Origin of the sequence: Gemmobacter caeni (assembly GCF_003054195.1) — a bacterium.
Lineage (GTDB): Bacteria > Pseudomonadota > Alphaproteobacteria > Rhodobacterales > Rhodobacteraceae > Gemmobacter > Gemmobacter caeni.
Map to the genome: position 1 here is coordinate 206,245 of NZ_QBKP01000001.1, position 12,769 is coordinate 219,013.

General features: G+C 65.5%; 11 protein-coding genes. All 11 read left to right on the forward strand.

Features of this window, described 5'->3' with window-relative positions; all coding sequences use genetic code 11:
* Nucleotides 1-53: 53 nt before the first annotated feature.
* Nucleotides 54-1,550, forward strand: a complete 1,497-nt coding sequence (locus C8N34_RS00945) for a 4-hydroxyphenylacetate 3-hydroxylase family protein (RefSeq protein ID WP_108126942.1) — start codon at nt 54-56, stop codon at nt 1,548-1,550.
* A 16-nt stretch (nt 1,551-1,566) separates the two neighbouring features.
* The gene (locus tag C8N34_RS00950; RefSeq protein WP_054303433.1) at nt 1,567-2,700 is read left to right on the forward strand and encodes an aromatic ring-hydroxylating oxygenase subunit alpha; all 1,134 of its coding nucleotides are present in this window, start codon (nt 1,567-1,569) and stop codon (nt 2,698-2,700) included.
* A 28-nt stretch (nt 2,701-2,728) separates the two neighbouring features.
* The gene (locus C8N34_RS00955) at nt 2,729-3,997 is read left to right on the forward strand and encodes a flavin-containing monooxygenase (RefSeq protein ID WP_054303432.1); all 1,269 of its coding nucleotides are present in this window, start codon (nt 2,729-2,731) and stop codon (nt 3,995-3,997) included.
* A gap of 14 nt (nt 3,998-4,011) precedes the next feature.
* Complete coding sequence (locus C8N34_RS00960; protein WP_108126944.1) at nt 4,012-4,428, forward strand: RidA family protein; 417 nt, start codon at nt 4,012-4,014, stop codon at nt 4,426-4,428.
* Between the two features lie 155 nt (nt 4,429-4,583).
* Nucleotides 4,584-5,258 carry a DUF1028 domain-containing protein gene (locus C8N34_RS00965; protein WP_108126945.1) on the forward strand — a complete coding sequence of 225 codons (675 nt, stop codon included), beginning with the start codon at nt 4,584-4,586 and terminating at the stop codon, nt 5,256-5,258.
* Nucleotides 5,251-6,747, forward strand: a complete 1,497-nt coding sequence (locus C8N34_RS00970; protein WP_108126947.1) for an aldehyde dehydrogenase — start codon at nt 5,251-5,253, stop codon at nt 6,745-6,747. Before C8N34_RS00965 ends, C8N34_RS00970 begins: the two co-directional genes overlap by 8 nt.
* 44 nt (nt 6,748-6,791) lie before the next feature.
* Entirely contained in the window at nt 6,792-7,745 is a 954-nt protein-coding gene (locus C8N34_RS00975; protein WP_108126949.1) for a LysR family transcriptional regulator, read from the forward strand.
* Nucleotides 7,746-7,934: 189 nt separating this feature from the next.
* A complete protein-coding gene (locus C8N34_RS00980) occupies nt 7,935-10,016 on the forward strand; it encodes an oxidoreductase (RefSeq protein WP_108126951.1) in 2,082 nt (693 codons plus the stop codon).
* Between the two features lie 3 nt (nt 10,017-10,019).
* On the forward strand, nt 10,020-11,090 hold the full coding sequence (locus C8N34_RS00985) for an ABC transporter ATP-binding protein (RefSeq protein WP_108126953.1): 1,071 nt from the start codon (nt 10,020-10,022) through the stop codon (nt 11,088-11,090).
* Complete coding sequence (locus tag C8N34_RS00990; protein WP_108126955.1) at nt 11,087-11,965, forward strand: ABC transporter permease; 879 nt, start codon at nt 11,087-11,089, stop codon at nt 11,963-11,965. The genes C8N34_RS00985 and C8N34_RS00990 overlap by 4 nt, the downstream gene beginning before the upstream one ends.
* A complete protein-coding gene (locus C8N34_RS00995) occupies nt 11,958-12,749 on the forward strand; it encodes an ABC transporter permease (protein WP_108126957.1) in 792 nt (263 codons plus the stop codon). Before C8N34_RS00990 ends, C8N34_RS00995 begins: the two co-directional genes overlap by 8 nt.
* The last annotated feature ends 20 nt before the right edge of the window (nt 12,750-12,769 follow it).

The following is a 12,769-nucleotide window of genomic DNA, read 5'->3' on the forward strand; positions in this document are numbered from 1 at the left end:
CCTGACATGCCGGTGCGGCACTCTGGGGGCGATCCCAAAGGACTCCCGCAACCATGATCCGCACTGGCACAGAATACCGCGAGTCGATCCGAGACGGACGCGAGGTTTTCGTGAACGGGGACCGGGTTGCGGATGTCACGAGCCATCCCGCCTTCCGGTCGATGGTCGAGATTCGTGCCCGGATGCAGGACATGGCCCACGCGCCGGACACGCGCGACCTGATGACCGTCACCCGCAACGGCGAGGCGCAGGTGCTGCTGAACGCCCTGCCCTTCGCGCAGGCCGACTGGTGGGCCAAGCGCCGCGCCACCGATGCGGTGCTGGATATGGCGGGCGGCATTGTCACACGGATCGGTGACGAAACCGTGGGCGAGATGTGGTCGCTGCACGATTGCGCCGCTGCGCTGAACGACATCGACCCGCGCTTCGGCCCCAATATCATCGCCCATGTCGACCGGGCGGTCTCCGCCGATCTGTTCCACGTCTCGGGCAATGCCGGGCCTGCCACCGATGGCACGGAAATGGCACTGCGTGTGGTGCGCGAAACCGATGCGGGCGTGGTGGTGCGTGGCGCCAAATACGAAACCGCAGCCGCCTATGCCAATCAGGCCTTCATCAAGCCGACGCTGACGAATTGGGGCGATGCCGAACAATCCAGCCGCGCCATCGGCTTTGTTTGCGACATGGCCACGCCGGGGCTGAAATTCCTTTGCCGCGAGAGCTTTGCCACCCGCGCCCCGGCAGAGGATTACCCGCTGGCCAGCCGTCTGGACGAGGCGGATACGCTGCTGGTTTTCGATGATGTGCTGGTGCCGTGGGAAAACGTGCTGTTTTATCGCCATACCCGCGCGGCCATGCAAGTCCGGGCAACACTTCACCGTTATTCGGCCTTCGCCTTCGTGCAACGCAACCTGCGTCTGGCCGACATGCTGATCGGGGTGGCGCTTCTTGCCACCCGTCGCAGCGGACTGAACCGGCAACAGCCGGTGCAGGAGAAGCTGTCGCAGCTTGCGCTGTATCGTGAGACCATCAACGCCCATCTGACGGCGGCGATCACGCTGGCCGAACGCTCGCCCGCCGGGCTGATGATGCCGAACCAGAGCCTGCTTTATGCGGGCAGGATGCAGGCGGTCAGCCAGTTGCCCGCCATGATCCACCTGACCCGCGAATTGTGCGGCGCCCAGCTTGCGCTGATGCCGGACGCCGCCGCCTTCCGCGCGCCCGACACCGCCCGCTGGCTCGACCGCTGCTATGCCGGTGACGACTGGACCGCCGAGGACCGCCGCCGCCTGATGGCCTTCGCGCGCGACCTTCTGAACTCCGATTACGCCGGTCACCGGCTGACGTTCCAGCTTTTCGCACAAGGCCCGCCTTTCGCGCAGCTTGCCGCCGTCTACCGCAATTTCGACTGGGAAGGACCGCTGGCGCTGGTGAAAGACTGCGCCGGGCTTTCTGAAAGCATATCCGAACGGGACAGCCTGAGCGCAGGCGACTCGACCGTGTCGAAATGGTTCGCAACCGTGGCCCCGCAGGGCGTGGCCGCTCATTAGGAAAGGACAAGCGCAGATGAACCGCCATGCCCCGCTGAGCCCCGCCGCCGAACTGCATGCCAATGTCTCGGTCCCGTTCGAGCGCGCATTCGCCATGCCGAAAGCGGTCTATACCTCGCCCGAGTTTCTGGCGCTGGAACAGAAACACGTCTTCGCACAGGACTGGCTGTGCGCCGGTCGCGCCGAAAGCCTGCCTGATGCGGGCGATTATCTGACCATGGAAATCGCGGGCGAGCCGGTTGTGGTATTGCGCGACCGTGACGGCGCCATCCGCGCGATGTCAAACGTCTGCCGTCATCGCATGTCCACCCTGTTGCAAGGTCGCGGCAAGGTGCGGGCCATCACCTGCCCCTACCATGCCTGGACCTACAACCTCGACGGCAGCCTGCGTGGGGCGCCCGCGATGACGCTGAACGAAGGCTTCTGCAAAGAGGCGCTTGGCCTGCCCGCCATCCGCTGCGAGGTCTGGCAGGGCTGGATCATGGTCACGCTCAACCCCGAGGCACCCGCCCCGGCAGAGGCGCTGTCCGAAGTGACCGATCTTATCGCCCCTTTCGACATGACCGGCTATCGCGAGACCTTCCGCGAAAATTTCCGCTGGGCGACCAACTGGAAGGTGCTGGCCGAGAATTTCATGGAAAGCTACCACCTGCCGATGTGCCACGCGGGCACCATCGGCGGCGCGTCAAAGCTGGAGGAAATGGTCTGCCCGACCGGCGGCGCGGGGTTCAACTACCACTGGATTCTGAAGAATGATTCCGTGCCGCTGGCACTGGCGCATCCGTCGAACACCACGCTGGAAGGCGATGACCGGCGCAAAACCTGGCTGCTGGCGATCTACCCCTCGCTGCTGATCACGCTGACGCCGGGCTATTTCTGGTATCTCTCGCTCACCCCCGACGGACCGGGCCATGTGCAGGTGCTGTTCGGCGGCGGCATGTCGGAAGACTGGCTGGCAGATCCGGCGGCGGAGGCGCATCTGGCCTCGGTACGCGCGCTGCTCGACGATGTGAATGTCGAGGACAAGGGTTGCACCGAGAAGGTCTATCGCGGGCTTTGCTCGGACCTCGCGCAGCCCGGCCCCCTCAGCCATCTGGAGCGGCCCAATTTCGAATTCGCCCAATACCTTGCCCGCCGCATCCCGGCCTGAGGCACGACCGATCTCAAGGATGGAACCCATGTCAGTCGAAAGAACCGAGGCGCTGGTGGTCGGCGCCGGGCAGGCGGGAATCGCCGCCAGCGAACACCTGACCCGTGCGGGCGTGCCGCATCTGGTGCTGGAAAAGGACCGCATCGCCGAACGCTGGCGCAGCTGCCGCTGGGATTCGCTGGTGGCAAACGGCCCGGCCTGGCACGACCGCTTTCCGGGGCTGGAATTTGACACCGACCCCGATGCCTTCGTCGGCAAGGAAGGGGTGGCCGACTACCTTGCGGCTTACGCCCGCAAATATGACGCCCCCATCCGCTGTGGGGTCGAGGTGAAGGGCGCGACCCGCCTGCCCGACCGCGCGGGCTTCCGCGTCGAAACCTCGCAAGGCGTGATCGAGGCCACCTATCTGATCTCGGCAACCGGCGCGTTCCAGACCCCGGTCATCCCGCCACTGGTGCCGGAAAACGCCGGGATCACCCAGATCCATTCCAACAGCTACCGCAACCCCGGCCAATTGCCCGAAGGTGGCGTGCTGGTGGTGGGTGCAGGATCGTCCGGCGTGCAGATCGCGGACGAACTGCTCGCTTCCGGGCGCAAGGTCTGGCTCTCGGTCGGGCCGCATGACCGCCCGCCGCGCGCCTATCGCGGCCGTGACTTCGTCTGGTGGCTGGGCGTGCTGAACAAATGGGACGCCGACGCGCCGGAAGGCGCCGAACATACCACCATCGCGGTCAGCGGTGCCCATGGCGGCGCGACGGTCGACTTCCGCAAGCTCGCCGCGCGCGGCATGGTGCTGCTGGGCCGGACCGAAAGCTTCGAAGGTGGCAGGCTGCGCTTCGCCGATGACCTTGGCACCAATATCCGCCGGGGCGATGCCAATTATCTGTCGCTGCTGGCCGAGGCCGATGCCTGGATCACCCGCAACGGCCTGTCCCTGCCCGAGGAACCGCAGGCCCGCGAGATCGGACCCGACCCCGCCTGCATGACCGACCCGATCCATGAACTTGACCTGAAGGCCGCTGGCATCACCACGATCCTCTGGGCCACCGGCTTCAGCAATGATTTTGGCTGGCTTCAGGTCGATGCGCTGGATGACAAGGGCCGCCCCCGCCACCAGCGCGGCGTGTCGTCGGAACCCGGCGTCTATTTCCTCGGCCTGCCTTACCAGTCGCGGCGCGGATCCTCCTTCATCTGGGGCGTCTGGCACGATGCGAAATTCGTGGCCGACCATATCGCCAAGCAACGCAGCTACCTTGCCTATCGCGCGCCCGGCGAAACCGCCGCCGCCGCAGAATGACCCGGAGAGACCCAATGGCCCACACCCATTACCGCAAGTTCAACACCCGCGACACCTACCCCGAGCAGCGCCTCGACAACGACCTCTGTCAGGCGGTCGCAACCCGCGGCGGCACAACGCTCTGGATGCGTGGCCAATGCCCGCAGGATCTGGACACCGCGCAGAACATCGCCTCGCACGACCCGGTGGAACAGACCCACAAGGTCATGCAGAACATCCGCCAACTGGTCGAGGAAGCCGGCGGAAAGATGGAACATGTGGTGAAACTGGTGGTCTACCTGACCGATGTGCGCCACCGCGAGGCGGTCTACCGGACCATGGGCGAATATATCAAGGGCGTGCACCCGGTCTGCACCGGCCTGACCGTGGTGGCGCTCGCCCGCCCCGACTGGCTGGTGGAAATCGACGCCACCGCCGTCATCCCCGATTGATCCCACAGGACCGGGGGTTTCACACCCCCGGACCCCCGTGGGATATTTCTGGACAAAAAATGAGCCTGTAAAGCGCCCTCGCCATTTTCTGTCCGAAAATATCCTCGGGGGTCCGGGGGCAGACAGCCCCCGGCGTTTTCCGAAAGAGACCCGGCATGACCTTTTCCCTTGTCGCCCGCTGCGCGAAGACCGGCCAGTTCGGCATGGTGATCTCCTCCTCCTCCCCCGCCGTGGCGGCGCGCTGTGCGCATGTGCGGGCGGGCGTGGGCGTGGTGGCGAGCCAGAATGTCACCGATCCCGCGCTGGGGCCGCTGGTGCTGGAGGCGCTGGCCTCCGGCCTTGGCGCGCAGGCGGCGCTTGAGACCGTGACGGCAGGCCGCGCGCATATTGATTACCGGCAATTGCTGGTCGTCGATGGCAGCGGCGCGACCGCGATCCATTCCGGACGGCAGGTACTGGGCATCTGGGCCGAGGCGCAGGGGCAGGATTGTGCAGCGGGCGGCAATCTTCTGGCAAATGATGGCGTGCCTGCTGCCATGGTGGCGGGGTTCGAGACGGCCACCGGCCATCTGGGTGACCGCCTGATCGCCGCCCTACGCGCCGGGCTGGCGGCGGGTGGCGAGGCCGGGCCGGTGCATTCCGCGGGGCTGAAGATTGCCGACCGGCTGGACTGGCCGCTGGCCGATCTGCGCTGCGACTGGACCGAAGCCTGCCCCATCGAGGCGGTGGCGACGGCCTGGGAGGTCTACAAGCCGCAGATGGCCGCCTATGTGCAACGCGCCGAAGATCCGACGCAGGCGCCTTCCTACGGAGTTCCCGGCGATGAATGACGTGACGCAATTCACCCGTGCCGACTGGCAGGCGCGCGCTGCTGCGCTGCGCTTCCGCAATGAGATCTGGATCGACGGGCGCGCCGTGCCCGCCGCCTCGGGGGCGCGGTTCGAAAGCGTCAACCCGGCCTCCGGCGCCGTGCTGACCGATGTGGCGCGGGGCGGCGCGGAGGACATCGACCGCGCCGTCGCCTCGGCCCGCCGCGCGTTCGAGGATGGCCGCTGGAGCCGCAAGACCCCGGCTGAGCGCAAGGAGGTGCTGTTGCGTCTTGCTGCGCTGATCCGCGAGAATGTGCCGGAGCTGGCGCTGCTGGACAGCCTGGACATGGGCAAGCTGGTGAAGGATGCCGCCACCATCGACGCCCCCGGTTCGGCGCATTTCTTCCAGTGGCATGCCGAGGCAATCGACAAGCTTTATGACGAGATCGCCCCGACCGGCGGCCGTGATCTGGCGATGATCCGGCGTGTGCCGCTGGGCGTGATCGGCGCGGTGGTGCCGTGGAACTTCCCGCTGGATATGGCGACATGGAAGCTGGCGCCGGCGCTGGCCACCGGCAACTCCGTCGTGCTGAAACCGGCTGAACAATCGCCGCTGTCGGCACTGCGTCTGGCCGAGCTGGCGGCCGAGGCCGGTCTGCCCGATGGCGTTCTGAACGTGGTGCCGGGCTTTGGCGAGGATGCCGGGCAGGCACTGGGCCGTCACGCGGATGTGGATTGCCTCGTTTTCACCGGCTCGACCGCCGTGGGCAAGATGTTCCAGCGTTATGCCGGCGAGTCGAACATGAAGCAGGTCTGGCTGGAAACCGGCGGCAAGAGCCCGAACCTGATCTTCCCCGATGCCGATCTGGACGCCGCCGCCGACATGGCCGCCTTCGGCATCTTCTTCAATCAGGGTGAGGTCTGTTCGGCCAACAGCCGGATGCTGGTCCATGCCTCGATTGCCGAGGAAATGATCGAACGCATGGCCGCCCGCGCCGCGCAGGCGCAGCCGGGCGACCCGCTGGACCCGGCCTCGGCCATGGGGCCGCTGGTGGACCGCAAACATGCCGATACGGTGATGGGATTCATCGCCAGCGGCAAACAGGCCGGGCGGCTGGTCTGCGGTGGCGAGCGGATCGCGCGCGACGCCTCCGATGCCTATGTGCAGCCCACCATCTTCACCGATCTGCGCCCCGACGCTCGCGTGGTTCGGGAGGAGATCTTTGGCCCGGTGCTGACCATCCAGACCTTCAAGACCGAGGACGAGGCGCTGGCCATGGCCAATGACTCGCCCTATGCGCTTGCCGCCTCGGTCTGGACCCGCGATCTGGGGCGGGCGCTGTCGGTCTCGGACCGGCTGAATGCGGGGACGGTTTCTGTCAACACGGTCGATGCGCTGAGCGCGATGACCCCGTTCGGCGGCATGAAACAATCGGGCTTCGGGCGTGATCTGTCGATCCACAGTTTCGACAAATATTCCGCGCTGAAGACGACTTGGATCAAATACTGATCCGGGTTAGGCTATCCCTAACCTGATCACGGCCGAGGTAAGCCATGCCCTTGCGATTCACCCTGCGGCAGTTGGAATACCTCGTGGCCGTGGGCGAATGCGGCTCGATTGCGCTGGCATCGGAACGGGTGAATGTGTCTTCGCCCTCAATATCCGCAGCGATTTCGCAACTGGAGCAGGAATTCGGCCTGCCGCTGTTCGTGCGGCGCCATGCGCAGGGACTGTCGCTGACGCAGGGCGGCAAGCAGTTCGTGGAACAGGCGAAAGTGGTGCTGGCACAGGCGGCGCGGCTGAACGATCTGGCCAACAGCATCACCGGCAAGGTGCGCGGGCCGCTGAACGTGGGATGTCTGCTGACCTTCGCGCAGGTGGTTCTGCCGCAGCTCCGGCGGAGCTTCGTCGATGCCTGGCCGGAGGTCGATTTCCACCAGTTCGAGCGCAACCAGTCGGAAATCTTTGACGGATTGCGCAATGCGACGCTGGATCTGGCGCTGAGCTATGATCTGAACATCCCCGCAGATCTGGAATTCGTGGCGCTGGCGACGCTGCCGCCTTACGCTGTCTTGCCCGATACGCATGAGCTCGCACACCTGGCCGCAGTCTCGCCCGCCGAACTGGCGGACTATCCGATGGTGCTGCTCGACCTGCCGCTGAGCGCCGAATATTTCCTGTCTTTCTTCACCGAAATCGGTGTGCGGCCGCAGATTGCTGAACGCACCCGCGACATGGCGGTGATGCAAAGCCTTGTGGGTCAGGGCTTCGGCTATTCCATCGCCAATATCCGGCCCTGGTCGGACAACAGCCCCGACGGGCGGCGGCTGCGCTATGTGCCGCTGACCGGGCCGGTCAGGCCCATGCGGTTGGGGCTGGTGCTGTCGGAAGGGGCCAGCGCCTCGCAGACGGTGCGTGCCTTTGTCGACCATTGCCGCGCCAATGTCAGCGCGGAGCGCGCCGCCGGGCTGCGGCTGCGGCTGGACGGGCCGCAGCGCGATTTCTAGGCTTCCCCGGTTGCACAAGACCACGCCACTTCGCCCAAAGCGAAGGCATGACCACCTTGCGTTAGCCGCAGCCTAATTCCAGCTTCCGAAGGCGATTATTTACCCGAAGCCCCCTGCCGGGTTCTGCTGCGGCAACCCCGCGTCCCATCGACGCCCCTTCCCGCCCCTCTCAAGACGGAGCCCGGAGCCTTGCGCGATCCCCGCTACGACATCCTGTTTCAGCCCATGGCCATTGGCCCGCTGACCGCGAAGAACCGTTTCTATCAGGTGCCGCATTGCAATGGCGGCGGCTACCGCGATCCATCCGCCGCTGCGGCGATGCGTGGCATCAAGGCCGAAGGCGGCTGGGGCGTGATCTTTACCGAACAGACCGAGATGCACCAGACCTCGGAAATCACGCCCTTCATCGAGCTGCGGCTGTGGGAGGACAAGGATATTCCCGGCCTGCGCAAGATGTCGGAGGCGATGAAGACGCATGGCGCGCTGGCGGGTATTCAGCTTGCTTACAGCGGTATCAACGGGCCTAATTTCTACACCAAGGAGGTGCCGCTGGCGCCGACCGCGCTGCCGATCCGCACCTTCACCAATGATCCGGTGCAGGCGCGCGCGATGGATAAAAGCGACATCCGCAATCTGCGCCGCTGGTTCGTGAACGCGGCGAAACGGTCAAAACTGGCGGGGTTCGATCTGATCTGCCTTTACGGCGCGCATGGATTCGGCATCTTCCAGCATTTCCTCAGCCGCGCCACCAACCAGCGGTCCGACGAATATGGCGGCAGTCTGGAAAACCGCTCGCGATTTGCGCGCGAGGTGGTGGCAGATATGCGCGACGCCGTGGGCGATACCATGGCGCTGACGATGCGGGTCAGCCTTGACGAAAGCATCGGCGACCTGGGCTTTTCCAATGCCGAGGTGCGAGAGTTCATCGAGATGAACGCCGATCTGCCCGACCTGTGGGATCTGGCGCAGGGGACGTGGGAAGATTGCTCCGGCCCATCGCGCTTCAAGGAGGAAGCCGCGCAAGAGGTGCTGGTGAAGGGCATCCGCGAACTTTCCTCGAAACCCGTGGTGGGCGTGGGCCGCTTCACCTCGCCCGATGTGATGGCGCGGATGATCCGGCAGGGCACGCTGGATTTCATCGGCTGCGCGCGGCCCTCGATTGCCGATCCCTTCCTGCCGAAAAAGGTGGAGGAAGGCCGGATCGAGGATATCCGCGAATGTATCGGCTGCAATATCTGCATCACCGGCGACATGACCATGTCGATCAGCCGCTGCACCCAGAATCCCACCTTCATGGAGGAATGGCGCAAGGGCTGGCACCCCGAAAAGATCGCCGCGCGGGGCGAAAGCGAGAATGTGCTGGTGATCGGTTCCGGCCCCGCCGGGCTGGAGGCGGCGCGGACGCTCAGCCTGCGCGGCTATGACGTGGCGCTGGCCGAGGCGGGCGATGCGTTCGGCGGTCGTGTGGCGCGCGAACGCTTGCTGCCCGGCCTGTCGGCCTGGGGGCGGGTGATGGATTACCGGCTCTATCAGATCGGCCAACGGCCGAATGTGCAGATGTATCCGGGGTCGGAACTCGGCGTGGAGGAGGTGCTGGACTTCGGCTTCCAGAACATCTGCGTCGCCACCGGCAGCCAGTGGCGCGCGGATGGTGTGGCGCGGCAGCATGTGGTGCCAATGCCGGGCTTGGGCAGCCTGCCCGCCTTCACGCCCGATGACCTGATGGCGGGGCGGATGCCTGCGGGCCGCGTCGTGGTCTATGATGACGATCATTATTACATGGGCGGCGTGCTGGCCGAGCTTTGTGCCAAAGCCGGTTGCAAGGTCACGCTCGTCACCCCCGCCGCCTTCGTCTCGGACTGGACGCGCAACACGCTGGAACAGGGCGCCATTCACCGCCGTCTGGCGGAGGCAGGCGTGAAGATCGTGCTGAATACGGGCGTGACCGCCCTGCGCGCCGACGGGGTGGAGGCCAACTGCGCCTATACCGATGCCCGCCGGGTGATCGAGGCGGATGCGGTGGTGCTGGTCGCCTCGCGCGCCTCGAACGATGCGCTTTACCACGGGCTGAAGGCGCGGCAGGCCGATTGGGCCGATGCCGGCATCCGCAGCGTGCAGATCATCGGCGACGCCGCCGCCCCCGGCCCGATCGCCTGGGCGACCTATGCCGGCCACCGCTATGCCCGCGAACTCGATACCGGGGTCTGGGGCGAGGACTGGGGCGATACGCTGTCCTTCCGGCGCGAGATCACCGAACTGGCGGTGGATTGAGCCATGGAACGCAAGAAAGCCATCGAGGTTCAGAACGTCGCCAAATCCTTCGGCACCTTTCAGGCGCTGAAGGGGGTCAGCTTCGACATCTACGACAACGAATTCTTCACCATGCTGGGGCCGTCGGGCTGCGGCAAGACCACGCTTCTGCGCATGATTGCCGGGTTTGAAAGCCCGACCTCCGGCACCATCCGCCTGCATGGCCGCGACATCCTTGACCAGCCGCCGCACAAGCGCCGGGTCAACACGGTGTTCCAGAGCTACGCCCTGTTCCCGCACATGACGCTGGAGGCAAATATCGCCTTCGCGCTGGAAAATCTGGGCTGGGAAAAGGCGCGCATCCGGGACCGCGTGGCGCAGATGCTGGATCTCGTCCACATGACGCAATTCGCCCGCCGCCGCCCGGCGCAGCTTTCGGGCGGGCAGCGGCAGCGCATCGCACTGGCGCGCGCGCTGGCCTCGGAACCCGAGGTGCTGCTGCTGGACGAGCCGCTTTCCGCGCTGGACCTGAAACTCCGACAGGCGATGCGGGACGAGTTGCGCGCCTTGCAGCGCGCCACGGGCATCACCTTCATCTTCGTGACCCACGATCAGGAAGAGGCGCTCGACATGTCCGACCGCATCTGCGTGCTCGGCGCGGGCGAGGTGCAGCAGATCGGCGCCCCGAACGAGATCTACGAAGACCCCGAAAACCGCTTTGTCGCGGATTTCATCGGCGAGACGAATTTCCTGCCCGCCGAGGTGGTCTCGGTTGAGGGCGACCGGGCCACGGTGACAACGCCGCTGGGGCCGGTCACCACCTGGCACAAGGGCGCGGTGGCGGGGGCGCCGGCGATGCTGTCCCTGCGCCCCGAAAAGATCGGGATGGAGGATCAGGCGCAGGGCCACGCGCTGCATGGCACGATCACCGGACGCAATTACATGGGCGGCTATACCCATTACACGGTCACGGTGAACGGCATCGAACTACGGGTGTCGAAGCGCAACGCGGTGTCGCATGGTGCGAGCCTTGCCGTCGGCGCCCCGGTGCGACTGGCATTCCGCCCCGACAGCGCCCGGGTGCTCGCACGATGAGCTGGCGCGATTTCCGCATCTGGGGCCTTGCCCCCGCCTGGGTCATCATGGCGCTGACGCTGGTCTTGCCCATCGCCATCGTGGTGCTGGTGAGCCTTTCCACCCGCGGCGCCTATGGCGGGTTTGACTGGGGCCTGTCCTTCGACAGCTACGCGAAGATCCTGTTCGAGGAGGATTGGGACGGCAACCTTGCCTTTACCCCGCAATACCTGGCCATCATCGGGCGCACGCTGTGGCTTGCCGGGCTGACGACGCTGATCTGCGCGGTGCTTGCCCTGCCCGCCGCCTATGTCATCGCGCAGGCCCCGGCGCGCTGGAAGGCGGTGCTGGTCTATCTGGTCACTCTGCCCTTCTGGGTGTCGATGATCGTGCGGGTCTATGCCTGGATCATCATTCTGGGCAATGACGGGGTGATCGAGAAAACGCTGCGCGGACTTGGCCTTGTCACCGATATGGACAGCCTTCTGTTCACCAATGGCGCCATGCTCACGGGGTTGGTCTACAGCTATATCCCGCTGATGATCCTGCCGGTTTTCGCCAGTATCGAGAAGCTGGACCCCGCACTGATCGAGGCAAGCCACGATCTTTACGGCTCGCGCTGGGTCACCGCGCGGCGGGTGATCCTGCCCCTGACCCTGCCGGGGCTGATGGCTGGCGCGGTGCTGGTCTTCGTGCCCTGCCTTGGCGCGGTGCTGGAGCCGATCCTTCTGGGCGGCGGCAAGACCATGATGATGGGTAACCTGATCCAGACCCAGTTCGGCGGCGGGCGCAACTGGCCCTTCGGTGCGGCGATTGCCGTCACACTCATGGTGCTGGTGATGGTGTTCCTGATGCTGAACGCGCTGCGTGCGCGGCGGGAGGTGGGCCATGCGTGACGTGCGGCGCTATCCCGGCGCGCGGATCTTCACCGCGCTGTTCTTCGTCTGGCTTTATCTGCCGATCCTTGTGGTCATCGCCTACAGCTTCAACGAAAACCGCCTCGCCTCGGTCTGGACCGGGTTTTCCTGGCGGTGGTATGAAAGTGCTCTGCAAAACCGGGCGCTGCTGGATGCGGTGCAGATCTCGCTGACCGTGGCCGGCATCGCCACCGCCATCGCCACTACGGTCGCCCTGATGGCGGCGCTGGTGCTGGTGCGGGGGCGTGAGGTGAAACTGCGGCGACTGTCGGAGACCGTGGTGAACCTGCCGCTTCTGCTGCCGGAAATCGTGCTGGCGGTGGCGGTGCTGATCCTGTTCTCGCAGATCGGGTTGCAGAACGGCCTTCTGAAACTGGTGATCGCGCATTCCGCCTTCTGCATCCCCTTCGCCTTCCTCCCGATCCGCGCCCGCCTGCAAGGAATGGAGGCCGACTTCGAGGAAGCCGCACAAGATCTTTACGCCTCGCCCTGGGTCACCTTCCGCCGTGTCACCCTGCCGCTGATCGCACCGGGGGTCTTTGCCGGGGCGATGCTGGCCTTCGTGATCTCGATGGATGATTTCATCACCTCGAACCTGCTCAACTCCGGCGGCTCGACCACGTTGCCGGTCTATATCTTCGGCCTGATCAAGCAGGGCACCACGCCCGAGCTGAACGCGATTTCCACGCTGATCGTGCTGGGCTCGCTGATCCTTGCCACCACAGCCCTCGTGCTGACCTTCCGCAACCCCGACCGGGCATGAAGACCCGACCATCCTGACAG

Bases quoted from the DNA above. Each gene is read 5' to 3' on its own strand.
- C8N34_RS00945 (WP_108126942.1), top strand. From the start codon at position 54: ATGATCCGCACTGGCACAGAATACCGCGAGTCGATCCGAGACGGACGC.
- C8N34_RS00995 (WP_108126957.1), top strand. From the start codon at position 11,958: ATGCGTGACGTGCGGCGCTATCCCGGCGCGCGGATCTTCACCGCGCTG.
- C8N34_RS00950 (WP_054303433.1), top strand. From the start codon at position 1,567: ATGAACCGCCATGCCCCGCTGAGCCCCGCCGCCGAACTGCATGCCAAT.
- C8N34_RS00955 (WP_054303432.1), top strand. From the start codon at position 2,729: ATGTCAGTCGAAAGAACCGAGGCGCTGGTGGTCGGCGCCGGGCAGGCG.
- C8N34_RS00970 (WP_108126947.1), top strand. From the start codon at position 5,251: ATGAATGACGTGACGCAATTCACCCGTGCCGACTGGCAGGCGCGCGCT.
- C8N34_RS00975 (WP_108126949.1), top strand. From the start codon at position 6,792: ATGCCCTTGCGATTCACCCTGCGGCAGTTGGAATACCTCGTGGCCGTG.
- C8N34_RS00990 (WP_108126955.1), top strand. From the start codon at position 11,087: ATGAGCTGGCGCGATTTCCGCATCTGGGGCCTTGCCCCCGCCTGGGTC.
- C8N34_RS00960 (WP_108126944.1), top strand. From the start codon at position 4,012: ATGGCCCACACCCATTACCGCAAGTTCAACACCCGCGACACCTACCCC.
- C8N34_RS00965 (WP_108126945.1), top strand. From the start codon at position 4,584: ATGACCTTTTCCCTTGTCGCCCGCTGCGCGAAGACCGGCCAGTTCGGC.
- C8N34_RS00985 (WP_108126953.1), top strand. From the start codon at position 10,020: ATGGAACGCAAGAAAGCCATCGAGGTTCAGAACGTCGCCAAATCCTTC.